This is a genomic window from Microcystis sp. M179S2 (genome assembly GCF_020245805.1).
In the GTDB taxonomy this organism is placed as follows: domain Bacteria; phylum Cyanobacteriota; class Cyanobacteriia; order Cyanobacteriales; family Microcystaceae; genus Microcystis; species Microcystis aeruginosa.
On record NZ_JADBUE010000034.1, the window covers coordinates 21,368 to 47,032 of the forward strand.

Consider the following 25,665-nt stretch of genomic DNA (forward strand, 5'->3'; position numbering starts at 1 on the left):
GTGGGGGGATTAAGAAGTTGATTAAACCGGTTCACTGCTCAGACAATTTCGACAATTGCATCAAAGGTAATGGTGAGAATATTGTCAACAAATTTAGCTGTAATTTTTTACTGAATAAAAAATATTTTAATAAGTTTTACATAGTTTCTATTATTCTGGTTAATTCATTTTTATTTTTCCACAATTTTACTTGAAAATCTTGGTATATTTTGGCGATAAAAGGGGCTTGATTACCTTGAATTATTTTTTCGATTTTATCGATTGTTTCGACAAAAATATTAACCATGGTTTGACGAGGTAAGTTACCAGAAACTAAAACAAATACTTGAGCCTGATAACGGGCTATCTGTTGAACTTCTAAAATATTTCTACCAATGTTTACATCTTTAGTTAATACTATCCATCCTCTTTGACTAACAATAGGTAGCCACTCCGTATCCGGTGCATCTGGGGCAAAATGGGCATGATGAAATTCAATTTTAACCCCTATTTCTTGCAAAGCTTCACCGATAGATTTTCCTAAAGCGCGGTCGATAAAATAGGTGTATTGATAGGTCATGCCGCTTGCCAATTGCACTCGAATAAAATCGCTTTTTCAATTTGCCAAGGTTGACAATTATAATCATTGGCAATATCTTCTATAGAGTCCCCCGCATCATAAAGTTCTGTGACAACTTTAGTGGGAATTCCTGTTCCTGTGATCACGGGTTTTCCGAAGGAAATATTAGGGTCTATCTTTAGGACTTTATTGCTGAAGTCTTCCCCATTTATGTCGATAGTGGGAAAAAGCCGTGTGGCGATATCTTGTTCATCCCATTCAATACGAGTTAAGAGATTATTTAAGAATTGTTTCATCGTCAATTGTCCCGAACGGGAGGCATTAATTAAATGTTCAAATTGTTCAATAAAAAGGTCAGTTCCATCGGTACTAAATTGTTTTTGAACCAGAGGATGATCGGTGTTAAATTGTTCACTAATATAGTCTAGGGCAAGTCTAACTTTATCGAGAGGGATGTTATGAACTTTGCGAATAACTCTTAAAACGTGCGCTTCCACTAAGTTAGTAAAGGAAAGTTGCGGAATATTCGGATTAGGTCGTTGAATGAGGGGTAAAAACTCTTTTTGTCCTTTTTTAGTGGGGTAGGTGCGTCCTCGTACCCACGTTCTCAGAGTGGGCAAAGGAATATGGAGATAGCGCGCAGTATCGGCTATAGTGTAGGTGGGAACATGATAGAGATGCTCTAGAGATAAGGGAGATGATGCTTTGACCATCGTTAATATTTTGGTGAAGTTGTTGGGATGAGATTATCGCCTATTATTTCATTCTAGCTAATTTTGGTATCCTTGAGGATAGGGATAAAGTAGGATGAGGGCAGTGGACATTGGGGGCAAATGAGGTTATATTTTATCTAGAGAAGAACGTTTGTATGCAACACTGATAATGAGTAATTCACTGCCAAAATATCTAGAGGAAATCACAGGCATTTATCAACAGGGTAACGCCACAGAACACAGTTATCGTCCTGCTTTAAAAAAATTAATTGAATCCCTAAATAATAACCTACAAGCTCTCAATGAACCCAAAAGGATTGCTTGTGGCGCTCCAGATTTTGTGATTAATCAGGGTATGGTAGAAATTGGCCATCTGGAAGCAAAAGATATCGGAACTTCTCTCAAAAAGATTGAAAATACTCCCCAAATAAAACGTTATTTACAGGCTTTAGGTAATTTAATTATCACCGATCATTTAGAATTTCGTTGGTATGTATCGGGAGAATTGCGTCTATCAGCGTCCGTGGCAACTCTTAATCAAAAAAAGCAAATTAAACCTGATTCCCAGGGTATTTTACAAGTAGAACAATTGTTCTGTCAATTTTTCCTCTCAAAAGTTATTCAGATAACAACACCTCGAGAATTAGCCAAAAAAATGGCCGCTTTAGCGCAGTTAATTCGAGACGCAATCGGCCAAGCTTTAAAAGATCAAGATTGCGGGGGAATGTTGCGGCAACAATTGCAATCTTTTCAACGAGTTTTAATTAGTGATCTCAATGAAGCGCAGTTCGCGGATATGTATGCACAAACAATCTGTTATGGTTTATTCGCAGCACGCTGTAATACGGATCAAATAAGTTCTTTTTCCAGGGAAACGGCAGCATTTCGACTCCCAAAAACTAACCCTTTTTTGCGGGGAATTTTTCATCAAATTGCTGGTACAGAATTAGATGAGCGGATTACTTGGGCCGTGGATACTCTAGCGACTATTTTACAACAAACGGACATGGAGGGGATTCTTAGCAGCTTTGGAAAACGCACGCGCAAGCAGGATCCTGTAGTTCACTTTTATGAGACTTTTTTAGCCGAATACGATAGTAAAATGCGTGAGTCTAGGGGTGTTTATTATACCCCTGAACCCGTGGTTTCTTACATGGTTCGCAGTGTGGACTATATTCTGAAAAATAAGTTTCAGATTCCTAAAGGTTTGGCCGATGCCAAAAAAATTACGATTAAGCATCCTAATGATAGCCAAGAAACTCAGGAAGTTCACCAAGTTTTAATCCTCGATCCTGCTGTGGGAACTGGCACTTTTTTACACTCTGTTATCGACCATATCTATGATAGTTTTCGTCAACAGCAAGGGATGTGGTCTAGTTATGTCAGTAAACATTTATTACCCCGTCTCTTTGGGTTTGAATTACTGATGGCTCCCTACACCGTAGCACACATGAAATTAGGTTTACAACTTCAGGAATTAGGCTATGATTTTAGTGCCGATGAACGCTTAGGAATCTATCTCACTAACACCCTACAGGAAGCTTTTCAAATTCCCCCTGCTGATGGTTTTTTAAATCGTATTCGCGATGAAGCAGCCGCGGCAAAAGATGTTAAGCAAGAAATGCCAGTTATGGTTATTTTAGGCAATCCACCCTATTCCTATCAGTCGATGAATACTGACCCTTGGATTGTGAATTTGGTTAAGGATTATTATCAATTAGATGGAAAACCATTGGGAGAGAGAAACCCTAAAGGTTTATTAGATGATTATGTGAAGTTTATTCGCTTTGCTCAGTATCGGGTAGCGGAAACTGGTTATGGAGTTGTGGCGTTAATTACAAATCATGGTTATTTGGATAATCCCACTTTTCGGGGAATGCGTCAAAATTTGATGCAGACTTTTGATGAGATTTATATTTTAGATTTGCATGGGAATAGTAAGAAAAAAGAAGTTTGTCCCGACGGTTCACCCGATCAAAATGTGTTTGATATTCAGCAAGGTGTAGCGATTGCGTTTTTTATTAAGTATCAAGATAGTCAGCAAGATTTAGCCAAGGTTTATCATGCTGATTTGTGGGGTGTTAGAGAGGTTAAAGAGCATAAGGAGTTAGTTGGGGGTAAGTATTATTGGTTAGATGAAAATGATATTAGTTCAACTGAATGGGAAATTATAAATCCCAAATCAGATTTTTACCTATTTAATCCTCAGAGCAAAGTCTCATCTGATGAATATAAAAAATATTGGGAACTTGATACAATCATGTTGACAAACGGTTCTGGCATCAAAACCCATAGAGATCACTTTGTCTATGATTTTGATAAATCTAAATTAATAGAGCGAATCAATGACTTTAGAAATACACTTATCAATGATTCAGAAATAAAAAATAAATATAAGTTGGAAGACAGTTTAGATTGGAATTTAAATCAAAAGAGAAAATCTTTTACCTCTGAATCTAATTGGCAATCTTATTTCACTCAATGTTTATATAGACCTCTTGATATTAGACCTTATTATCATCATGATGCTTTAGTAAATCGGTTGAGGCATGAAATAATTCAGCATACGATGAATAAGAATAACATTGGTATAGGTATAGGTCGCCAAGGAATTGCGGTTAATGATCCTGAATGGGCTTTGATTACTGTTTTTGAGAATGCCATTGATACTAATATTTTTAGAAGAGGTGGAGTTAATATTTTCCCCCTTTATCTTTACCCAACCAATACCCCAACCCTATTTGAAACAGAAGCAACCAACTCGCCAAATGGTCGCCGTCCCAATCTAGCGCCAGAATTTATTAACAAACTTTCGGCAAAACTTGGCTTAGAATTTATCAGTGATGGCAAAGGAGAAGAAAAGAAAACCTTTGGACCAGAGGACATTTTTAACTATATCTATGCCGTCTTTCACTCTCCCCAATATCGCCAACTTTACGCCGAATTTTTAAAAATAGACTTTCCTCGTGTTCCTCTCACCAGTAATCAAGAATTATTCTGGGAATTAGTCAAAAAAGGTGACAGATTAGTGCAGTTACACCTGATGAAAGCAACGGGAAAAGAAATTAGTAGCTATCCCGTGGCGGGTTCTAATCTAGTCGAACAGGTGAAATATAACGAAAATAAACAACAAATTTCGATTAATTCTGACCAGTATTTTGCGGGGATTCCGCCCCAAATTTGGAACTTTTATATCGGCGGTTATCAAGTGTGTCAGAAGTGGCTAAAAGACCGCAAAGGTCGCCACCTTAGCTACGATGACCTAGAACATTATCAACAAATTATCTCCATTTTGGGCGAATCGATCGCAATTATGGAAACTATAGATATAATTATCAATAAATATGGTGGTTTCCCCTTTAGTTAAGCCACCAGTGAGAGAAGATTAATACTAAATCCGTTGACTATAGGCTACATATCAGGACAGGTAAAAGGGAGAATCAATAATCAGTACAGGTGCAAGATTTTGAGAGAATTGTGCTTCAAAACCTTGCGTTTTCATCGGCCCGCGTCCTGTAGGGGCGAAGCATTCGGGCAATAACCTATCGGTGAAACCGGAGATTTTCTATCCGAATGCTTCGCCCGTACTTTTTGCCGCAAACCCTAGATTGATATTTTATCGCAGGTTTCAACCACAGATAAAGCGTCTTCTAGGTTATATTTATTAGGGTTTTTCTTCCTTTTTTGTTGCGGTTGCCTTTTAAATTTATATTGAAATGTCTCAAAAATTTTGGCGTTGTCAAATTGAAAGATCTCCGAATCAGCACCGGAACTGAAATTACTTTGATAGGAAAGATTACATGGCATCTTGACAATTAGTGTTTAATGAACGAATAGTGCCGATAGTTGGGCTTAAGTGGGGAACAAGACTTGCCCTGAGCCAAGTCGAAGGGGTCGCTCGATTTAGCAGTGGAATTAGCCCTACAATCGGCGTAGGGCTAATTCATGAATTAGCCCTACAATCGGCGTTGTCAAATTGAAAGATGCTCCGAATCAGTTGGGAGCATTGCATCTTTCCTCTTCTGAATCTGACAACGCCGTCCCTTTTCACCGATAAATGATTCTCCACTCCCAACCAGAGTGATACAATTGTTAACACCACAGACCAAGAGCCAATCGAAGCGAGAGAATAAAAACTGCTATGTTAAAAGCCCTACTCGGAGACCCCAACGCCCGCAAAATTAAAAAATTTCAGCCCCTCGTCACCGAAATCAACCTGCTGGAAGAGGATATTAAAAACCTGTCCGATGAGGAATTAAGGGGCAAAACCAGCGAATTTAAGGAAAGATTAGACAAAGCGAGAAATTATGAGCAAAGAGAGGAGATTCTCGAGGAAATCCTCCCCGAAGCTTTCGCCATTGTCCGGGAAGCGGGAATCCGAGTCTTAGGGATGCGTCACTTTGACGTGCAGTTATTGGGGGGAATGGTACTGCACAAAGGACAAATCGCCGAGATGAAAACCGGGGAAGGAAAAACCCTGGTTGCCACTCTCCCCGCTTATTTGAATGGATTGACCGGAAAAGGGGTTCACGTCGTCACCGTCAACGATTATCTCGCCCGTCGTGACGCGGAGTGGATGGGGCAGGTACATCGCTTTTTAGGGTTAAGTGTGGGACTAATTCAAGCCGGCATGAGTCCGGAAGAAAGAAAGAAAAATTATGCCTGTGACATCACCTACACCACTAACAGCGAACTCGGCTTCGATTATCTGCGCGATAACATGGCTACAGTGATGGGGGAAGTTGTCCAAAGACCCTTTAACTACTGCGTTATCGACGAAGTGGACTCCATTCTTATTGATGAGGCCAGAACTCCATTAATTATATCAGGACAGATCGATCGACCCACAGAAAAATATATTCTCGCCGCCGAAATCGCCAAGCAATTAGTGCGCCAAAAAGTAGAAGACGGACCGGGAGACTACGAAGTTAACGAAAAAGACCGTAACGTTTTAATGACCGATGAAGGCTTTAAAAGAGCGGAAGAACTATTAGAAGTTACCGATTTATACGACCAAGAAAATCCCTGGGCGCACTATATTTCTAACGCTATTCGTGCCAAAGAACTCCAGAAAAAAGACGTTAACTATATCGTCCGCAGTGGTGAAATTGTTATTGTTGATGAGTTCACGGGACGGGTATTACCGGGGCGACGTTGGGGCGATGGTTTACATCAGGCAGTGGAGGCTAAGGAAGGGGTAGAAATTCAACAGGAAACCCAAACCTTAGCCACGATTACCTATCAAAACTTTTTCCTACTCTATCCGAAATTATCCGGCATGACTGGGACGGCTAAAACCGAAGAAACGGAACTAGAAAAAGTCTATAACCTGCAAGTAACAATTGTTCCCACTAACCGCGTTTCTCGTCGGCAAGATTTAGCCGATGTGGTCTATAAAAATGAACAGGCAAAATGGAACGCCGTCGCCGAAGAATGTCAACAAATGCACGAACAGGGTCGCCCGGTTTTAGTTGGTACCACCAGTGTGGAAAAATCAGAAGTGCTTTCGCTGTTATTACAGGGAAGAAAGATTCCCCATAACTTACTTAATGCTCGTCCGGAAAACGTGGAAAGGGAATCGGAAATCGTCGCCCAAGCAGGCCGGGCTGGGGCCGTAACTATTGCTACGAATATGGCGGGACGGGGAACCGATATCATCCTCGGTGGTAACTCCGATTATATGGCCCGATTGAAAATTCGCGAGTATTTAATGCCGAAATTAGTTATGCCCGAGGATGACAATTTGGCCTTTAGTTTACCCAGTTTAGGAGAACGCAATCGCCCGCAAGGATTCGCCCCGGGTAAGAAGAAAAAAAACTGGCGCGCCTCGGCGGAAATTTTTCCCACCGAGTTACCGAAAGAGGTAGAAAATGCCCTGAAAGAAGCGGTTAAATTTGCCGTTGATACCCACGGAACTCAAAGTTTACCCGAATTAGAAGTAGAAGAAAAAATCGCCATCGCGGCCGAAAAAGCCCCCACGGATGACCCGGTTATTCAAAAGTTACGCGAAGTCTATAAATTAATTCGCAAAAGTTATGAAGATTACACAGGTAAAGAACACGATGAGGTAGTAGAAAGGGGCGGACTGCACGTTATCGGGACGGAACGCCACGAATCCCGCCGTATTGACAACCAATTGCGAGGCCGGGCGGGCAGACAGGGCGACCCCGGTTCCACACGCTTCTTTTTAAGCCTAGAAGACAATTTATTGCGGATTTTTGGTGGCGACCGCGTGGCGGGTTTAATGGATGCCTTCCGGGTGGAAGAAGATATGCCCATTGAATCGGGAATGTTAACTCGTTCCCTGGAAGGAGCGCAAAGAAAAGTGGAAACCTTCTATTATGATGCCAGGAAACAGGTGTTTGAATACGACGAGGTGATGAATAATCAACGGCGCGCTATTTATGCCGAACGTCGTCGGGTTTTGGAGGGGATGGACTTAAAAGAACAGGTGCTGCAATACGCCGAAAAAACCATGGATGAAATCGTCATGGCTTATATTAATCCCGAACTGCCGGCGGAAGAATGGGATTTAGAAAAACTGATTAGTAAATCTCAGGAATTCGTCTATCTCTTGGCAGATATTACCGCTAAAGATATCGAGGATATGAGTGTTAATGATATCAAGATGTTCCTACACGAAGAAGTTCGCAAAGCTTACGAAATTAAAGAACGTCAAGTGGATAGTATTCGTCCCGGTTTAATGCGCGATGCCGAACGTTATTTTATCCTGCAACAAATCGATATGTTATGGCGCGAACACCTGCAAGCTATGGAAGCTTTACGCGAGTCGATTGGTTTACGCGGTTACGGTCAAAAAGACCCCCTAATTGAGTATAAACAGGAAGGCTACGAGATGTTTTTAGAAATGATGATTGATATCCGTCGTAACGTGGTTTATTCCCTGTTCCAATTCCAACCGCAAGGACAACCCCAAGCAGTGGCTAGTGAACAGTAAAAATTAAAAGTTGGCTGAAATTGGGGAGAATTGGCTAAGGCTGATTCTCTCATTTTTTTCCCCTGAGAAATCAGTCACCCACAATCCACACTAGGACGAAAATTATCAGTCCAATCACTCCATAGGACAGTAACGACCCCAAAAAATTGAGGATTTGTACGGGAAAATGAATCAAAACTTGGTAAGTAAAATCGGCAGCTGCCAGCAAGGCAGCGAAAAACATAATCACAAGTGTTATCATACTTAATATCTTCTCAATCTGATAGAATAAATGGCTATCCTTTGCGGGAATCGGCACCCCAAGAAAAAACTCCGAGTCACTCTCCCGATTCTACCGCAATTTTAACAGCGATCGAGTTATAATAAATCTTTAATTGTAACTGGCTACTTAGTTGATGATAGGTGGTGCGTTACGACGGATTGTTACCTTCAAGTCAAAGCAGCAATTTCTGCCGTCTAACGCACCCTACGTTTTACTTAGTAGATTGACAAAAATAAGATGCACCCATTAAAAACAAATAAATATTTCCCCGTTTCTCCTTCCCTTTTGCGATAAGATAATTAATATAACTGCAAGGGTACTACTCTATGAATATTCGTATTGGTAACGGCTACGATATCCACCGATTGGTAACAGGAAGACCTTTAATTTTAGGAGGAGTAGAAATTGCCCATACTGTCGGTTTATTGGGTCACAGTGATGCCGATGTCTTAACCCACGCTATTATGGATGCCATGCTGGGGGCGCTTAGTTTAGGCGATATCGGTCATTATTTTCCCCCCACAGACCCGCAATGGCAAGGGGCGAATAGTTTAAAATTATTAGAGCAAGTTAATCAATTAATTATCGATAAAGGTTGGCATATTAATAATATTGATTCGGTAATTGTCGCCGAAAAACCGAAAATGAAATCCCACCTTATTGCGATGCGAACCAAGTTAGCAGAAACTCTCAAGATTAATCCGGAACAGGTGGGAATTAAAGCCACTACTAACGAACAATTGGGACCAGTAGGACGAGAAGAAGGTATCGCAGTTTATGCCGTGGTTTTATTGGTTAAGGAATAAGTAATTAGTAATAACTAGCTCAAATTAAGTATCCCAAACCTATGAATATAGACACAAAAATCTTAGAAACTGTCGAAGCAATGCCAGAGTTCTTAAAAATAGAGCTGCTTCACTATGCTGAATATTTGATGGCCAATTATCAATCAGATGTTATTATAGAGAAACCTTCTCTTAGGAAACGTCGTTCAGGAATTTTACAAGGTACATTTACCTTGCCTTTGTCCGATGACTTTGATCAGTCTTTGGAAGATTTTCAGGAATATATGTGATGACATCTTTTCTTCTGGACACCCATACTTTCATCTAGTTAACTGAAAACGATCCTAACTTGCCTGATAATCTTCGGGAGGAAATAGATTTTGCTCCTGAAGTTTATGTCAGTATTGTTAGTCTCTGGGAAATTGCGATTAAGTTAAATTTAGGTAAGTTAGCCCTACAAAAAAGTTATGAAACCATTGAAACTAAACTAGAAGCATCAGATATAACCTTGCTGTCTATATCATTTTCTGATACTCTAAAAATTTGTACTTTACCCTTGCATCACCGTGATCCATTTGATAGAATGCTAATTGCTCAATCTCTAAACAGATCGCTAATTCTAATTAGTAAAGATACTAAATTTGATGCTTATAATGTACCAAGAAAATGGACATAATGCCCCGTTCGGCTTAATTCTATTCAGGATGAGAGCAAGATAAATTTCCTAATTACCCATAGATTTCTAACATTCATTGCTAAATTCTCTCTATGACTGCCATTATCCAACAAATAAAAGAGCGTTTTTCCCAATCCCTAGTTAAATCCTTTGGGGAAAACTTCGCTGATACCGATCCTCTAATTGTGGCCGCTAGTAACCCCCGTTTTGGCGACTATCAATGTAATATTTCCCTCTCTTTAGCCAAAGAATTAAAACAAAAACCGCGGGAAGTGGCGGCGACTTTACTAAAAAATCTAGAGATAGATGATCTCTGTCAAACCCCCGAAATTGCCGAACCCGGTTTTATCAATCTTACCCTTAAACCCAGTTATCTAGAAACCCAATTAAAAGACCTAATTACTGACAACCGTTTAGGAGTTGTCGCTGCTAACCCCAGTCAAAAAATTATTGTCGATTTTTCCAGTCCCAATATTGCCAAAGAAATGCACGTCGGTCACTTGCGATCAACTATAATTGGTGATTGTATTGCTCGGATTTTGGAATTTCGTCATCATCAAGTAATTCGTCTTAATCACGTTGGGGATTGGGGTACTCAATTCGGGATGTTAATCACCTATCTACAAGAAGCTCATCCTAGCGCTTTAACCCAAGCAGATGCTCTCGATTTAGGGGATTTAGTTAGCTTTTATAAAAAGGCCAAAATTCGTTTTGATGAAGACGAAAACTTTAAAGAAACGGCCCGTCAAGCTGTAGTAAAATTACAGTCGGGTGATCCTCAAAGTCGTCAAGCATGGCAGTTACTTTGTCAACAATCACGACGGGAATTTCAGAAAATCTATGATATTCTCGATATAAAACTGACCGAAAGGGGGGAATCTTTTTATAATCCCTACCTGGAAGCGATAATCAGAGAATTAGATCAACAGGGATTGCTAACAGAAGACAACGGTGCTTTATGCGTCTTTCTCGATGGTTTTACCAACAAAGAGGGGGAGCCTTTACCCCTAATTGTCAAGAAATCCGACGGCGGTTATAATTACGCCACCACCGATCTAGCGGCAATTTGTTATCGAGTGCGTCAAGATAAAGCTGAAAGAATAATTTATGTCACCGATGCTGGACAAGCTAACCATTTTGCCCAAGTATTTCAGGTGGCTAAAAAAGCGGGATTTTTGCCCGATAATGTGGCAGTGGTTCACGTCGCTTTTGGATTAGTTTTAGGGGAAGATGGTAAAAAATTAAAAACTCGTTCCGGGGAGACGGTAAAATTACAAGAATTACTCGATCAAGCGATCGCCTGTTCCTTGGCTGACTTAGAAAAAAGACTGGCAAGCGAGGAAAGAGAAGAAACCGGCGATTTTATCGCTAAGACTGCCGAAACTGTCGGATTAAGTGCCGTTAAATACGCCGATCTCAGCCAAAATCGCCATAGTAACTACGTTTTCAGTTACGACAAAATGCTCAATCTGCAAGGCAACACCGCCCCCTATATGCTGTACGCTTACGCTAGAGTCCAGAGTATCAGTCGCGAAGGTGGTATTAATTTTCAGGATTTAAGTGCCAATTCATCGCTAATTCTCAAGGATGAAAGCGAATTAATTCTGGCTAAACAATTACTGCAACTGCCGGAAGTAATTAGTGCCGTGGAAGAGGATTTATTACCCAATCGTTTATGTGATTATCTTTATGAACTCAGTAAAAAGTATAATCGTTTCTATGAGAATTGTCCCGTTCTGAAAGCGGCAGAACCGATTAAAACCTCTCGTTTAGTTTTGTGTGATTTGACGGCAAGAACCCTAAAATTAGGCTTATCTCTCCTGGGAATCCCCGTTTTGGAAAGAATGTAAATCAGTTATCAGTTATCAGTTATCAGTTATCAGTTATCAGTTCACTGTTTACTGTTTACTGTTCACTGAAAAATTCATAATTCCCACAACCCGCACCCCACCCCTTGGATTGCGTATCTTTGACAAAAGCGGGTGCTATTTTATACCCAGAAAAAGTGTACTATGCTGACGTGAAAAAACCTGAGTTTTTGCTAACCTAGAAATAGCTCTAATCAGAGCCAATATCTTTGGGTGAAGCTTAGAGATTAATCTAGTTAAACTCACTCGTGACGTTATCTTATTGTCGTCTGTTGCCTATTCGCTTTCAGGTGATAACTCGAAGATGGGAAGTTAGTACAAATGCTCAAACTTCCTCTCCCTGCTCCCTGCTCGCTCATAGACAGTCTTAACGAGTAGTTTAGATAGTTAATAGCTTACTCCCGCATCCGGGCCGCTGACGCGGTAGGCCACACCTATTATCCCAGGGATGTTATCGTTAAAGCGGTCAAATGTCCGAACGTCCCAGAGGATTTTCGGGAAAGATTGTTCGCCCTGTCGTAATCTCAGATAGAACCTTATGAGTCAATCAATAGAAGGTAAGACTATGGCCGATGCTGATGTATCAGATTATACCACAAATAAAATAATTTTGTCTAATTGGATTGCCCCTTGGTCGAAAGGCAATCGGAAAAACCCGTCACCGCAACCAAAATGGGATTTATGGCAACCCCTGCGGCAACGAATTGATCGCCTAGAGATTAATACACCTGCACTGGCTCATCGGATTTGTCGTCTAATTCCGGCTCAATGTCCCTTTGCGCGGAAAATTACCCTATTTAGCCGGACAATTCTAGAGATTCCGCCCCTTTGCAAGCTAAATCCCCTCTACGAAAACCTAATGATGTTAAGATTTCGCGCTCTTTCTTACCTAGCCGATGAATGTGGAGAGGATATCGGTGCTTACTGCTAGAATGGGTGAGTGTCTTTAATCGCCACACCTATGGCCATCATTGCCCTGAAAGCTTGGTATCTGGACAAATACGAACCTATCCGCGAGGTTGTCAAACGTCCCCACGACTTGCGCTTAAGTCGCAATAGTCTCTTAAAATCGGGTTTAAGAGCCGATTTTCTCGATGATAGTCTGACGATACAGGGTTCTGTCTGGTTCCAACGCTATCTAGAAGGGGAAAGGGTGGAATTTTACCTCGAAGGTAGTGGCGGTTACGTCATCTCGAATATTGACCTGATTTCCCAAGAAATTTACTTTACTAAACAGGACCTCAGCGCTTGGTTGGATCCCGTCATTTATTTTAGCTCCCAAAGCCAATTTAAGGACTCTAGCACCGCTTTAAGAACAATTTTGACCGAAACCGTCGAAAATCTCAATAAACGCTCCCGTTTGCCCTTAACCATGGAAGAAACGCCCCGAACTGAGGGCAATGTCACCAGATTGAGTGATAGTCAATTACGCCAAATTCGCAAAAGTTTATTATTTATTGCCGATGCTACGGCGATTAGCCAAAAGGAAACGGAATTACTGCCCAGTCCCCTAGTGGGTGTAGAATTAGGTTATGCGATCGCTTGTAAACAGGGCGGACAAATTCTGTTAACCTATCAAAATCGAGCGGAATTAAAGGGTAAACTAGCTTTTGACCTGCCAAGCTACCAAAAATTAATTTTCTCGGATCTGAGCGAATTGCGTCTCACTTTTCCGCCTTTAATGGCAACTTTATTACAAAAATTCAATCTGATTAGTTAAAAAAAATGAGTAGAAAAGCTGACGAGTACGCCGTACATTTGTTCTTAAGCAGTGGACATCGCGAGGAAGTCCGTTTTTTGACTATCCAAGAATTTCAAAAGTGGTACAGTAACGAATTAGTTCCGAAAGCCGATTCCCAGGATTTTATCAATGTTCCGATCAGAAATATCCAAGGGGAATATATGGTTTTACGTCCGGCTAGTGTCATTGCTATTCGCGTGGAACCCGTCTTTTTTGGCAGTGTGGAAAGAATCTAATTTGTCGTTATTGCTAAAAAAGATAGTTAGATGCCGAAAATTTCAGAGATTATCGATAATTCTCTCAATATCAGCTTGAATTTGATTGCTGACTTTGCCTTGCCAGCGTTCTTTTAATTCCCTTAATCCCACTTCTGCGTATTGACATATCTTATCTAAAACTTCTTTGCCATCGCTGGGTTGAGGATAGGAATTCTTTTTACAGATAATATAAATTCCTGCGGTTAAAGCTAAAATAACTTCTGGATCGATTTGGCTAATAGTAATTAAATCCTGTCGATTGCTCAAAGTGGTTCCGTAGATACTGAAGTCTTGTTTAATGGCAAAAGCAGCGGCGAATAAATAAGCATCTACCATGCGCTCAAAGGTTTTATTATCTTTTAGTACCTGTAGATAATTTCTGGAAGTTTCCGAGGCATAAATCTTCAAACTGGGATCGATTCTCTGCATTAGTAATTCTCCATCACTTCAATCACGGAAGCATCTTCATCGGCAGCTAAACGGTGTATTTTGAAAATATCGGTAGTGTGGGGAAGCAAGAGATTTAAAAGTGGATATGGAAGATCGCGATCCGTTGCTAAAATAATTACTTGGGAGTTTAAATTAGGGAGAGAGTTAATAATATTTTTTTGATGTTCTTCGTCTAAATGTCCAAAAGGTGTATCCATAATTAGGGGAACACAAGTATCAGTTATTTGATTTAAACTGGTGATAAAAGCAAAAGCTAAAGCTTCCTTTTCTCCCGCACTTAAAACATCGGGATTTAATAATTTTCCTGTGATGGTACGGATTCCTAAAGTGTATTCGGGAGTGATTTCTACTCCTCTATATTCCTCCGGTTTGTTGGTTACTTGTAAATAGCGATCGCTGGTTACTTGATTAATCATTTTTTGGGAATTATCGATATTCCATTCGATTAATTCGTTAGTGGCATTTTTTAAACCTCTGGCCATTTTAACCTGATTAGATAACATCAACGTGGTTTGATTTTCACTAGCTAAAATTTGCACTTGTTTGCGTAAATTTTCTAATTGCTTTTCTTTGATTTCAATTTCCTTTTGCAAGCGTTCGATCCTTTCTTGGATAACCTTAACTTTTTGTTCCGATTCGCCAACTTTTCGCCAAATCTCATTAGCTGATTCTTGATTGGTTCCCGTAGTTTCCCGTTTTAGCTGTTTAATATATTGATTAATTTCTTCGATTTCTTCTTCTAAACGATCTCTTTGTAAAAGCCATTGACTATAATAGCTAAATTTGGCATTATCTCGGATAATTCCCTGTAAATCAATTCTAAGTTGGTCTTTTTCTATTCTGGTGGCGTTGTCCACTTCTAAGGACTCTAGTTCGGCAATTTGTTGCAGGATAAAGTCACGAGAATTTTGATCTAAACAACGACCACATAGACAACTTTCATCGTCAAGTATTAATTTTAAAACTGCTGTAGAATTAGTTTTAGAAGTGCTTTTTAAGCTAGTAACTTGCAAATCGTCAGCCATTTCCTGCACAAAGTTAATCAGCAAAGGTATCGAAGCTTTTTTTAACCAAGAATCGATAGACTTTTGCAGGTTATCTAACTGAGTTTGTAAACCGATACGCTTTTTCTCTAAGTTATCAATTTCCTCTAATTTTTCTCGTAAACTTTCAATCTGAGCGGCTTTTTCTTGAGCGTCTTGGTAGATAATTATAGCATCTTTTTCGCTATCTTTGGCATTTTTAAGCTGACCTTTTTTAAGATCAATTTCTTCTTCTAAGTCTCGTAATTGTTGCAGCTTATCTGTAAATCTTTGACTGGTTCCCTCTGCTTTATTTAAACGGTTTTCTAATTCTTGTAAGGCTTTTTCTGTATCATCGCGCAGATTTCTTAATTCCGGGATACCCAAAACTTTTTCAATTGCTTCTTTTGCTTCTTTAGTTTGAGTTATCTGGGTATATTGTTCAATTTTTAAGCCATCAAAACAGAAAAAATCTCGAATAGATTTAGGAAGCAATGCTTCGATATATTCCCTAGAGTTACTTCTTATGGTTCCATCTTCATAAAATAATGCTTCCTCTGCGCTGGGATAAAAAGTGCTACCATTAACTTTTAATTTTGCTGTGCGACTGATAAAGTAATTTTTCTCGTTTCTAGTAAAATTTAATTCTACCCGCATTTCTATTGTCGGTGAAGAATCTCCCTTACCTCGATAAAAATAGGTTTTCAGAGTCTCTTTAGATACAATATCTCCCCCATAGAGACACCATAAAATCGCCGTCATCAGAGAAGTTTTACCGTGACCATTATTACCGAAGATAATCTGAATTTTTCTGTCGGGATGCAGATTAAAAGTAATATTTTGACTAGGGTAACATTTCCAATTAGTTAAGCGAATTTGTTTCAGTCTCAAAGTCATAGAGTTTATTTATTGTGAGGAGTCGGTATATTTTTCGATAAGTTTGACAATTTTAGGTGATAGCTGCCGATTTTTTAGAGTAATTTTTTCTACTTCTAAAGCCATGGCTTCCTTGAGCAGTTGGGGAGGTATCTCATATTTTTGTGCCAGTTCTTCAATTTTAGCAGTTATGTCCATGGATTTTCTGGGGGTTAGGGGTTAGGGAGTGGAGATTGTCAAGTCTTAATTCTTATTGGCCAAGAGATACCTTGATGAGGATAAATTTTATAAGATATCTGAGTAGGTAAGGCCATAGTAAGTTATAGCCTTTGTCATAAACATGAAGTATAACCTAATTTGGTATTGACGACTGACTACCCAAAAGGAAAACTTCGTACTTCACCATTAAGATAACTGCTATAAGCTGATCTACTCTCAACCTTATACAAAAACACCATAAAAGCTAAAATAGATAGCTGACAGTGATTCTGAACACAATAGTAATATAGACTAAACCGCCTTGTATTATCGTCTTCTTCTTGATTTTAACACCCTAGAAAACGGGTTAATTGTCTTAACACCCGAACAAAGTCATTATCTTAAAAAAGTTGTTCGTTTAAAATCCCATGACCGTTTTATTGCCCTCAATGGACAAGGACAAGCTTGGTTAGCAGAAATAATTGATAATTCGGCCCATCTTTTAGAAGCGATAAACGAAACCACGGAACTACCAGTACAAGTGAATTTAATGGTAGCAATTCCCAAAAATGGCTTTGATGATATCGTTCGCGCTGCCACCGAATTAGGAGTTTATCGGATTATCCCGCTGCTGACAGAACGGGGTTTAGTTAATCCTAGTCCTCAAAAAATTGACCGTTGGCGAAAAATTGCCCGGGAAGCTGTAGAACAATCAGAAAGACAGATTATTCCCATAATCGAAGAACCACAACCATTTTTAGCCATCCTTAAGCGGGGAGCTAACCCAGGGACAACTTGTTATATTGGTGTTACCCGTAGAACAGTGGACCGGCTACTTTCTCAATTGCAAACATCAACCGAGATAACCATTGCCATCGGACCGGAAGGGGGATGGACGGAGACAGAAATAGAACAAGCGATCGCCGCTGATTTTCTACCTGTATCACTGGGAAAACGGATTTTGAGAACAATTACCGCTCCCTTAGTGGCTCTCGCTATTATTAACGCCTATTTAGACAGCTAATCGACTGGAGTTTCTATGTTCAAAGAAATTGCTGAAGCGCTCGATCGTCAAGACTATCAAACTGCCACCCGTCTTGTCAACGACTTCCAGACCCGAGAAAACGATAACCCCTGGCTGAAATTCTACCAAGCGCGTTTAAACGAAATCACGGGAGAAATCGCCCTAGCAGGGCAAGAATACCGAAAAATGTTGCGATTAACCGCTAATCCTCAACTTATCGCCCAAATTCGTCAAGGAATCGCCCGCTTAGAAGCGATTGAACAGGTGGAAGTTGAACAGCAACAACAACAGCGACAGGCTGCCCTCGAAAAAGCCAAAACCAACCCTAGTAATCGAGAAATGGGGCTTTTAATGCTTGAACCGGTGGCTAACGCAGAAAAACAGCCCTTAGCTCTAAAATTTGCCCAAATATTTAAAATAGATGCCTATAACGCCCGCTTACACATCCCTAGTCGTTCGTGGCGCTTGTATCGAGTCGGGGCGATGGCCGAATTAGCAGTATATGTTCACGACTTGCGAAAAGAAGGAATTCCCTGTTTTTGCCAGCCAATTAAAGCGATTAATCAGCCTAGGGTCTATTTAGCTCGATATTTCCAGGCTATCCAACCAGAAGCCACCCTAGTCTATCAATCTTCCCACGGCCTAACCGCAAGTATAACTTTTGATTGGTCAGAAGTTACCGCCGTGGTAGAGGGAATCTTGCCGATTTTTGGGGAATGTGTCGATAGGGATGCGCGCCGCCATCAAGTGAGAAAAATTAGTATTCTTGATTATGCCCAGATTATTGATCTACATTTGAAAAAACAGGATTTAATTATCCGTATTTGCGATCGCCATTACCACTTTCAAGCGGGGATTACTTTTTCCGACCACCAACAAAGTCGGGAAAGACAGACCAGCAATCGAGATAACTGGAATCATTTCGCTTCTTACCTAAAACAACAACTAGCAGCAGTTCCCCTGTGGTCAGATTTTCCAGCTTTTGCCGAAACCACCGCCGATTTTTACGAATTACTGCCTATGGTCAATCCCCATTTGGACTTATTACGCATTGAAGACACCTACTGGGACACCGCCTTTCAACTCTATAGCGCCCTTATCTTCCTCGAAAAAACTCCCCCTACCGCAACTTTATGACCCCTAGTAGCCCTTCTAACCCCTCTTTCGACTGGTTTAACCCTTCGCCCCAGCAAGACAGCGATTTACTGGCACAAATCGGCTTTATCCCCGGTTTCAAAGAATTTCTGACCCTGCGACAGGTTCACGCCTTGGAACACGCCACCGTCTGGGTATTAAGCGAAATGGCTGCCCGTCGTCAATCGCCTTTTGACCATTCCCCCGCAGATAACGAGGCCCTGGGGGGACTGTCCACCGATAGGGGTTTTTATCTCTACGGACAGATTAATACTAATGAACTGCGAATCGCCGCCAAACAAGCACTCCATCGTCTCAAAAATGGCGAGGGGCAATTGGCATTACATCCGCGTTGTGGCACCAATTTATCGGTAACTTTAGCCTTAACCGCTGGCTTAGTCTTAGGAACTCATCTTCTCTTACCCAGAGGTCCGATTTCTCAGTTATTAGGCTTAGGTTTAGCCACCGCCGCCGCTTTTCAAATCGGGCCAGATGTGGGAATGTCGGCCCAAAAATACCTGACCACGGCTATTCCCTTTAACTTAACAATCGTTAACATTGCACCAAAGGCAGACCTATGGGGACGTTCGGGGCATTTCGTCCAAACAGAGTGGCAAGATTTGCAATAAAACTTAAAGTAAAAACCCTTTCGGCAAACTCGCTCTGATTGTAACCTGTTAACTAAACCCTAAAAAAAAACAACAGCTATGCCTGGAATCGAACGCGGAGCCAAAGTTAGAATCAAACGTAAAGAGTCTTACTGGTACAACGATGTAGGAACCGTAGCCAGTGTTGATAAAAGTGGTATCCACTATCCCGTTATCGTCCGTTTTGACACTGTTAACTACCACGGTTTTAGTGGTAGCGCCAGTGGACTGAATACCAATAACTTCGCTGAAAGTGAATTGGAACTCGTTAAGGCTGCCCCCGCTAAGAAATAAAGCTGAGTAAAATTCGGCCTATCATCACCGACTGACTGACGGGAATTCTCTCTTGTTGGTCGGTTTTTTTATAGCTATCAGTTATCAGTTATCAGTTATCAGTTATCAGTTTACTGATATTACATTTTGGGCGCACGCAATGCGCCTCTACCATATAAAAACTGACTAATAAATTATCTAAAAGTCGCTTGAACCTTTAGCCAATAAGAGTTAATTAGTTTAATTATCCTAGATAAGTGGCTGGTTATAATTAAATTAAAAATGGATTTTAGGTTCGATCCCCCCCGCCCCCCTTAATAAGGGGGATGCCGATAGGCGGGGGGATCTGAAAGTTTTTAATACCTACCTACTTAAGTTCCTAAATGGCGAATGCTTGACAAAATATATCAAATAATTTATAATATTAGATAACCAAAAATCATGATAATGTGCTATGGACATAATCGGTTTTGAGGTGTTTGAAAAATAGTTTTTCAGTAATCAAATCTGGAATTTATGAGCATTTTAGAACTGATAGAAAAAAGACTAGAAGAAAACTTTGCCCTCCACGAACAATACCTAAACCCCCAGATGGTCAGGGTACTAAAAACGATCGGCTACGATCGCCACTAGGTTAAAGCCCAAGGTGCATACCTATTCGACAATCACGGGGAAAAGTATCTGGACTTACTGAGTGGTTTTGGTGTTTTTGCCCTCGGACGCAATCACCCCAAGATCGTGCAAGCTTGACAAGAGGTATTGACGGCAGCATTGCCCAATTTAGTCCAATTGGATGCTTCCATCCTAGCGGGATTGCTGGCCGAACGGTTAGCAGCGATCGCACCTCCCAGATTAGAACGAGTTTTCTTTGCTAATTCCGGCACAGAAACCGTCGAGGCTGCCAATGAACTACCCCACCGCAAGCGGACGGGGTATCAGAATCAAAATAGACTCAATTGTAGATTTTGGTGTAGCTGCAGGTATTCTTTATCTTGTTCTTTTACATATCTCGCTATCATACCTTCATCCCCATGCTTTCCTACCGTACTTGCGTAATATCCATCACTCCAAAACTCTCCTCCCCACAACTGCTTTTTCACTTGAGGACACTTTTTGAAAATTTCTCTCCCCGTTATACTTTTAATCATTGTCACTATCCTTGTCACACTATAGGTCGGTACTGATTGCACCAGAAAATGCACATGATCTTTATCCACTCCAATTTCTACAAACTTGATCTCGTATCGTTTTTCCATCTCTAGACAGACTTCTTTCAACAGGCTATCTACCTGTTCGTCGAAAACGGCTTGACGATATTTGGCTGGGAACAATAAATGATATAGCAAAACACTTACATTATGGCTCTTATGGATGTATTCACTCATTTTTCTATTGTACGCCGCGAGCGGCGGGGAATTAGACCCGAAGAGATTAAATTCAGCCGCTACGCCACCGGACGCAGCCAAATTGTTTACTGTCAGGGAGGCTACCACGGGTTAACCATGGGTTCCCTTTCCGCCACCGGCGATCCCCATTATCGCCAGGGATTTGGACCATTTGTCGCCGATTTTGAGGAAATTCCCTTCGGCGATCTGGCTGCGCTCGAAAAAGCTCTGATTAACCAAGAAGTAGCGGCTTTTATTACCGAACCGATCCCAGGTCACGGGGTGAGAATTCCCGAACCGAACTATCTCCCCGCAGCGGCTGCCCTTTGTCGTCGTTACGGCACTCTTTTTGTGGCCGATGAAGTGCAGACCGGTTTGGGCCGGACCGGCAAAATTTGGGCAGTGGAACATTGGGGGGTAGAACCGGACATTTTATGTGTTGCCAAGGCTCTTTCGGGCGGTTTTGTGCCAGTGGGAGCGGTTCTCTGTCGTCGCTGGATCTTCGATCGAGTCTTTGATCGCATGGATCGTTCTGTGGTGCACGGTAGCACTTTTGGTAAAAATAATCTGGCCATGGCCGCCGGTATTGCCACTTTACAGGTGATTGAGGAGGAAAAATTAGTCGAGCGAGCGGCTGTAATCGGTCAACAAATTATCGCAGAACTACAGCCCCTCGTAGATCAGTACGAATGTTTGCGAGAAGTGCGGGGATTGGGTATGATGATGGCCTTGGAATTTGCCGAGCCGAGCAGTTGGTCACTAAAAGCCGCCTGGAAAATGCTAGAAACCGCCAATAAAGAGCTATTTTCCCAGTTAATCGTCGTTCCCCTCTTTACCCGCCATCAAATCCTCTCGCAGGTTTCCGGCCACGGCATGAATATCATCAAGTTTATCCCCCCTCTCACCCTCTCCGATGAGGATTGCCGTTGGCTTGTCACCGCCGTTAAAGATGTGGTCGCTGATGCTCACCGCCTACCTGGGGCCGCTTGGGAATTCGGCAAAACCTTGGCCAGCCAAGCTATCCGCCAAAAAAACGCTAAAAAATAGTTAATATGTCCAGTTTGTTTCATCCCCTCTGCGGTAGCAACCTTAGCACTCTCCTTCATTTATTTTTGACCAATGGCGGCATCGATCGCCCCAATTTGGCCCCAGCAACCCTGGCCCTGGCAGTTACCCTGGCGCGACTGCCTTTTTCTACCCTAGAACGAATTTTAATCACAGGGTTTTATGAGCGCAGGGTGCGGGTAAAAGCACCCATTTTTATTGTCGGCTATTGGCGCAGCGGCACGACCCATCTGCACAATTTACTCGGTCAATCGGAGCATTTTGGCTATATTTCGCCCCTAGCGGTGGGATTACCCTGGGATATCCTCGGTATCGTCCGCTTATTTCAACCGCTGCTAGAATTAGCCCTACCGAGCGATCGCCATGTGGATAACGTTGCCGTTACTCCCGATTCACCCCAAGAAGATTCGATCGCCCTGGCCAGCATGATCCCCCTTTCCTACTACCATGGTTTATACTTTCCCCAACGTTTTCAGTATCATTTCCAGCGAGGGGTTTTTTTTCAGGGCTGCAGCGAGAAAGAAATCGCTACTTGGCAGCGTTGGCATACTCATCTATTAAAAAAAGTTTCCATCCATCAAAGAGGCAAACAATTACTAATCAAAAACTCCGTTTATACGGCACACATCGCCAAATTGCGAGCTATCTGGCCCGATGCTAAATTTATTCATATCTACCGCAATCCCTATCTAGTTTTTCCCTCAACCCGTCACTTTTTTACCCGCATCCTACCGGAACTAGCACTACAATCCTACGATAATTTATCTATTGATGTCATCGAGCAGACAATTCTGAAAAGTTATCCCCCAATGCTCAATTCTCTCCTGGGAGATAGTGCCGATTTACCCGCCGATAGTTTTGTAGAAATTCGTTTTGAAGATTTAGAAAAAGAACCCCTAGCACAAATCGAGAAAATCTACGATCAACTGCAACTTCCCGACTTAAAAATATCTATGCCTCGCTTTGAGAAATATATCAGCAGTCTGCAAGGATATAAAAAAAATAATTATACCCCAGACCCAAAAGCGATCGAGTTAGTCGAATCTCATTGGCTACCATTTATTCAACGTTGGAACTATTTTTAGTCATAAGTTATCAGTTATCAGTTATCAGTTATCAGTTATTAGTTATAATTCATAATTTAATATGAAATATCTTAAATTTATCTTTCTGGGTTTAGGTTTTGTTTTACTAGGGATAATTTTACGTCAAACAAATCTGCAAGAAGTGTGGCAACAAATCACCCTAGTCGGTTGGTGGGGAATGACATTAGTAATTATTTTTTATTTCCTAGAATTCCTCACCGATGTTTTTACTTGGCAACTAACTTTTAAAAGCATTCCTATCCAACCTCAATGGACAATTCGCCTATTATTAATTTACATGGTAGGGGCAGCCTTTAATCGCGTGACTCCCTTCGCTTCTTTGGGAGGAGAAGGTTTTAAAGCAGTGATGTTGAAAACTCACTATCAGATTAGCTATAAAGAAACCAGTGCCTCGATTATTCTGACCAAGACATTAAATACTGCTTCCCTTGTCTTCTTTGCAATTATCGGTTTTTTTCTGCTCCTAGCTTCCCCAAAATTCTCCAATTCTTTTAAAACTTTTACCGGATTAAGTCTCGCTATATTCTCCAGTTGTATCCTGATATTTTTCTTGATTCAGCGATTCCGTTTATCCTCCCGAATAGTTAATCGATTAGGTCATTCTTTTTTAGGCGATCGCCTAGTTAAACCTTTAGAAAATCTTCGCAGTGTCGATGATCGTTTAGGGGAATTTTACCGGAATCTGCCACTATTTAGAAATGGCTTGATCGTCGGTTTTCTCAATTGGCCTCTCGGAGTTTTAGAAATCTATGTTTTAATGCAGTTTCTCCAACATCCGATTAGTTTTGCCGATGCTTGGTTATTTGATTCTGTTGCCCAATTAGTGCGCGCTGGAACCTTTTTTATTCCCGCTAATATCGGTACTTTAGAAGGTTCTTTAGTGCTGCTGGGTGCTTCCTTAACCGGCAGTCTAGAATTAGGTTTAGCGATTTCCGTAATTCGCCGGGTTAAAGATGTTCTCTGGATTATATTAGGTTTATTGATCTGGTGGTTATTTTCCCTAAGACCAACTTTACCCGATCGCCCTTCAAAATAATCTCCATCAGTCAACTCCCGATTATTCATCCTGTAATTTTTCGCGCACATTGCGAACAATCCGCGATAATTCACTCTTTTCATCGACGCTAATTTTAGTTGGAGAACCACTAATAATCCGCTCGTAATTGCGGAAAGAATCCTTGATATCGGCCCCGTCCTGACTGATAGTATATTCACGAATCCCTTTATCGTGCCAAGAACCGCGCATCTTAAAGACGTTAATCGCTCGCGACATTTCGCCGCGAATTTCCACATACTGCAACATTAGAATCGTGTCGGTAATCGTAGAAATATGGGATTCGGTGATCGAGTGCGCTCCCATAAATTGGTCGGTAGTATTGGTGAAAAATCCCGTAATTTCCTCCTGTTTGGCGTATCCTGTCACCCCGATCACAAATTGCCGAAAAGCATTATTTGTCACCCCGCGCGCGAGCGCCGATAGAGAATCAATAGCAATACGAGAGGGTTTAAATTCCGAGATTTCCGACTTAATCATCTGTAAATGGTCTTCTAATCCCGCCGATTCGGGGTAAGAACACAATAATTTTAATAATCCCTTGCGTTCCATCTCCTCAAAATCGATCCCCCAAGAAGAGGCATTTCGGGACAATTGGGCGCGAGATTCTTCATAAGCGAACAAAATTGCTCGCTCACCGCGCCGACAGCCTTCTTCCAGAAATTTACTGACTAAGAGAGTTTTACCCGTACCTGTTGCTCCTGTAGCCAAAATAATCGAATCCTTGAAAAAACCGCCTCCACACATATCATCGAGGGTTTTTACTCCCGAAGAAATGCGGACATTAGAAGAGCGCTGAGTTAAACGCATGGCTCCGAGGGGGAAGATATTAATGCCATCATTGGTGATAGTAAAGGGATATTCGCCTTTCATGTGGGTTGTTCCCCGTAATTTGAGGATTTCTGCGGTTCTGCGTCGCCTTTCTCCCTCTAGCACGTTCCGCATAATTACCACATTATCAGAGACAAATTCCTCTACACCAAAACGGGCCACCGCTCCGTATTCTTCGATACGTTCCGTGGTCATAATTGAAGTCACTCCTAATAATTTTAACCGGGCCACGAGCCGAAAAATTTCTCGCCGCACCACTGACACCGCTTCGTACTGCTGAAAAACAGCAGTTACAGAGTCAATTGATACCAGTTTGGCTTTATATTTGGTAATTGCGTACTGAATGCGCTCGATCAGGGCCGAAAGATCAAAACTACCCACCACCTCTTGACCTTCCGGATCCGGAGAAGCATCGAGAATAAATAACTTACCCTGGTCAATTAATTCTTCTAAATCCCAACCAAAACTATAGGCATTTTGGATAATATCGGTGGGAGATTCTTCAAAAGTAACAAACAGGCCTGGATAGTCAAAATACTTGATCCCGTGGTAGAGAAATTGAACGGCAAGCAGGGTTTTTCCCGTGCCAGAAGTGCCACTCACTAAGGTAGTTCGCCCCAGGGGTAAACCACCGTGAGTGATCTCATCAAAGCCTTCAATTAGGGTTCTAATTTTGCGAACACCTTTCGGTTTAATCGGTGGATTCAATTGGCTATTAGAGTTAGATTGAGTCATTATTTATCCAGCGAATATTTAAAGAGTAGGATTTTTATCTAATTTT

At 41.3% G+C, this 25,665-nt stretch carries 23 protein-coding genes and 2 pseudogenes; 18 read left to right on the forward strand and 7 right to left on the reverse strand.

Annotated elements, in window-relative coordinates:
- Positions 1–136: 136 nt before the first annotated feature.
- Positions 137–559, reverse strand: a complete 423-nt coding sequence (locus tag IM500_RS01965) for a PIN-like domain-containing protein (protein ID WP_190358692.1) — start codon at positions 557–559, stop codon at positions 137–139.
- Complete coding sequence (locus tag IM500_RS01970; RefSeq protein WP_002760746.1) at positions 556–1,272, reverse strand: DUF433 domain-containing protein; 717 nt, start codon at positions 1,270–1,272, stop codon at positions 556–558. The genes IM500_RS01965 and IM500_RS01970 overlap by 4 nt, the downstream gene beginning before the upstream one ends.
- Positions 1,273–1,441: 169 nt before the next feature.
- Here IM500_RS01970 and IM500_RS01975 point away from each other — a divergent pair, with 169 nt between their 5' ends.
- From IM500_RS01975 to IM500_RS02020, 10 genes are all read left to right on the forward strand, one after another.
- Complete coding sequence (locus tag IM500_RS01975; RefSeq protein ID WP_287737528.1) at positions 1,442–4,639, forward strand: type ISP restriction/modification enzyme; 3,198 nt, start codon at positions 1,442–1,444, stop codon at positions 4,637–4,639.
- A 774-nt stretch (positions 4,640–5,413) separates the two neighbouring features.
- Positions 5,414–8,230 (forward strand): preprotein translocase subunit SecA, encoded by a 2,817-nt coding sequence (gene secA, locus IM500_RS01980; protein ID WP_190719052.1) that lies wholly within the window; start codon positions 5,414–5,416, stop codon positions 8,228–8,230.
- A 231-nt stretch (positions 8,231–8,461) separates the two neighbouring features.
- A complete protein-coding gene (locus tag IM500_RS01985) occupies positions 8,462–8,593 on the forward strand; it encodes a hypothetical protein (protein ID WP_277925588.1) in 132 nt (43 codons plus the stop codon).
- A gap of 225 nt (positions 8,594–8,818) precedes the next feature.
- Positions 8,819–9,298 (forward strand): 2-C-methyl-D-erythritol 2,4-cyclodiphosphate synthase, encoded by a 480-nt coding sequence (gene ispF / locus IM500_RS01990; protein WP_190719055.1) that lies wholly within the window; start codon positions 8,819–8,821, stop codon positions 9,296–9,298.
- Positions 9,299–9,339: 41 nt separating this feature from the next.
- The gene (gene vapB, locus IM500_RS01995; RefSeq protein ID WP_190719058.1) at positions 9,340–9,567 is read left to right on the forward strand and encodes a type II toxin-antitoxin system VapB family antitoxin; all 228 of its coding nucleotides are present in this window, start codon (positions 9,340–9,342) and stop codon (positions 9,565–9,567) included.
- A 59-nt stretch (positions 9,568–9,626) separates the two neighbouring features.
- Positions 9,627–9,953 carry a type II toxin-antitoxin system VapC family toxin gene (locus IM500_RS02000; RefSeq protein WP_242034513.1) on the forward strand — a complete coding sequence of 109 codons (327 nt, stop codon included), beginning with the start codon at positions 9,627–9,629 and terminating at the stop codon, positions 9,951–9,953.
- 92 nt (positions 9,954–10,045) lie between these two features.
- Entirely contained in the window at positions 10,046–11,803 is a 1,758-nt protein-coding gene (gene argS, locus IM500_RS02005; RefSeq protein WP_287737529.1) for an arginine--tRNA ligase, read from the forward strand.
- Between the two features lie 556 nt (positions 11,804–12,359).
- Positions 12,360–12,752, forward strand: a complete 393-nt coding sequence (locus IM500_RS02010) for a Mo-dependent nitrogenase C-terminal domain-containing protein (RefSeq protein WP_147068834.1) — start codon at positions 12,360–12,362, stop codon at positions 12,750–12,752.
- 30 nt (positions 12,753–12,782) lie between these two features.
- On the forward strand, positions 12,783–13,541 hold the full coding sequence (locus tag IM500_RS02015; protein ID WP_190719063.1) for a hypothetical protein: 759 nt from the start codon (positions 12,783–12,785) through the stop codon (positions 13,539–13,541).
- 5 nt (positions 13,542–13,546) lie between these two features.
- Complete coding sequence (locus IM500_RS02020) at positions 13,547–13,798, forward strand: hypothetical protein (protein ID WP_002760725.1); 252 nt, start codon at positions 13,547–13,549, stop codon at positions 13,796–13,798.
- A gap of 42 nt (positions 13,799–13,840) precedes the next feature.
- Here IM500_RS02020 and IM500_RS02025 read toward each other — a convergent pair whose 3' ends face one another.
- The 3 genes from IM500_RS02025 to IM500_RS02035 are packed head-to-tail and all read right to left on the reverse strand — an operon-like array spanning position 13,841 to position 16,365.
- Positions 13,841–14,248 (reverse strand): hypothetical protein, encoded by a 408-nt coding sequence (locus tag IM500_RS02025; protein ID WP_002798003.1) that lies wholly within the window; start codon positions 14,246–14,248, stop codon positions 13,841–13,843.
- A complete protein-coding gene (locus IM500_RS02030) occupies positions 14,248–16,188 on the reverse strand; it encodes an AAA family ATPase (RefSeq protein WP_190719066.1) in 1,941 nt (646 codons plus the stop codon). Before IM500_RS02030 ends, IM500_RS02025 begins: the two co-directional genes overlap by 1 nt.
- Positions 16,189–16,197: 9 nt before the next feature.
- Entirely contained in the window at positions 16,198–16,365 is a 168-nt protein-coding gene (locus IM500_RS02035) for a hypothetical protein (protein ID WP_180995436.1), read from the reverse strand.
- 322 nt (positions 16,366–16,687) lie between these two features.
- On the opposite strand from IM500_RS02035, the gene IM500_RS02040 reads away from it, so the two are divergent.
- From IM500_RS02040 to IM500_RS02060, 5 genes and pseudogenes are all read left to right on the forward strand, one after another.
- Positions 16,688–17,389 carry a 16S rRNA (uracil(1498)-N(3))-methyltransferase gene (locus IM500_RS02040; RefSeq protein ID WP_287737530.1) on the forward strand — a complete coding sequence of 234 codons (702 nt, stop codon included), beginning with the start codon at positions 16,688–16,690 and terminating at the stop codon, positions 17,387–17,389.
- A gap of 15 nt (positions 17,390–17,404) precedes the next feature.
- Positions 17,405–18,526: a tetratricopeptide repeat protein gene (locus tag IM500_RS02045; RefSeq protein ID WP_190719071.1), complete on the forward strand. Its 1,122-nt coding sequence runs from the start codon at positions 17,405–17,407 to the stop codon at positions 18,524–18,526.
- Positions 18,523–19,152 (forward strand): DUF6391 domain-containing protein, encoded by a 630-nt coding sequence (locus IM500_RS02050; protein ID WP_012266133.1) that lies wholly within the window; start codon positions 18,523–18,525, stop codon positions 19,150–19,152. The genes IM500_RS02045 and IM500_RS02050 overlap by 4 nt, the downstream gene beginning before the upstream one ends.
- Before the next feature lie 78 nt (positions 19,153–19,230).
- Complete coding sequence (locus IM500_RS02055) at positions 19,231–19,464, forward strand: photosystem I reaction center subunit IV (RefSeq protein ID WP_190719074.1); 234 nt, start codon at positions 19,231–19,233, stop codon at positions 19,462–19,464.
- 495 nt (positions 19,465–19,959) lie between these two features.
- Positions 19,960–20,346: pseudogene (locus tag IM500_RS02060) on the forward strand (aminotransferase class III-fold pyridoxal phosphate-dependent enzyme); the annotation flags it as partial.
- Between the two features lie 38 nt (positions 20,347–20,384).
- Here the strand turns inward: IM500_RS02060 and tnpA are convergent.
- Positions 20,385–20,828 carry an IS200/IS605 family transposase gene (gene tnpA, locus IM500_RS02065; protein ID WP_149987267.1) on the reverse strand — a complete coding sequence of 148 codons (444 nt, stop codon included), beginning with the start codon at positions 20,826–20,828 and terminating at the stop codon, positions 20,385–20,387.
- Between the two features lie 45 nt (positions 20,829–20,873).
- Here tnpA and IM500_RS02070 point away from each other — a divergent pair.
- The 3 genes and pseudogenes from IM500_RS02070 to IM500_RS02080 all read left to right on the forward strand — a co-directional run.
- Positions 20,874–21,875, forward strand: a pseudogene (locus IM500_RS02070) (aspartate aminotransferase family protein); the annotation flags it as partial.
- 5 nt (positions 21,876–21,880) lie between these two features.
- On the forward strand, positions 21,881–22,978 hold the full coding sequence (locus tag IM500_RS02075) for a sulfotransferase family protein (protein ID WP_190719076.1): 1,098 nt from the start codon (positions 21,881–21,883) through the stop codon (positions 22,976–22,978).
- A 61-nt stretch (positions 22,979–23,039) separates the two neighbouring features.
- Positions 23,040–24,035 (forward strand): lysylphosphatidylglycerol synthase transmembrane domain-containing protein, encoded by a 996-nt coding sequence (locus IM500_RS02080; RefSeq protein WP_190719079.1) that lies wholly within the window; start codon positions 23,040–23,042, stop codon positions 24,033–24,035.
- A gap of 21 nt (positions 24,036–24,056) precedes the next feature.
- Here IM500_RS02080 and kaiC read toward each other — a convergent pair whose 3' ends face one another.
- Positions 24,057–25,619 carry a circadian clock protein KaiC gene (gene kaiC / locus IM500_RS02085; protein ID WP_190719082.1) on the reverse strand — a complete coding sequence of 521 codons (1,563 nt, stop codon included), beginning with the start codon at positions 25,617–25,619 and terminating at the stop codon, positions 24,057–24,059.
- Positions 25,620–25,665 lie beyond the last annotated feature (46 nt).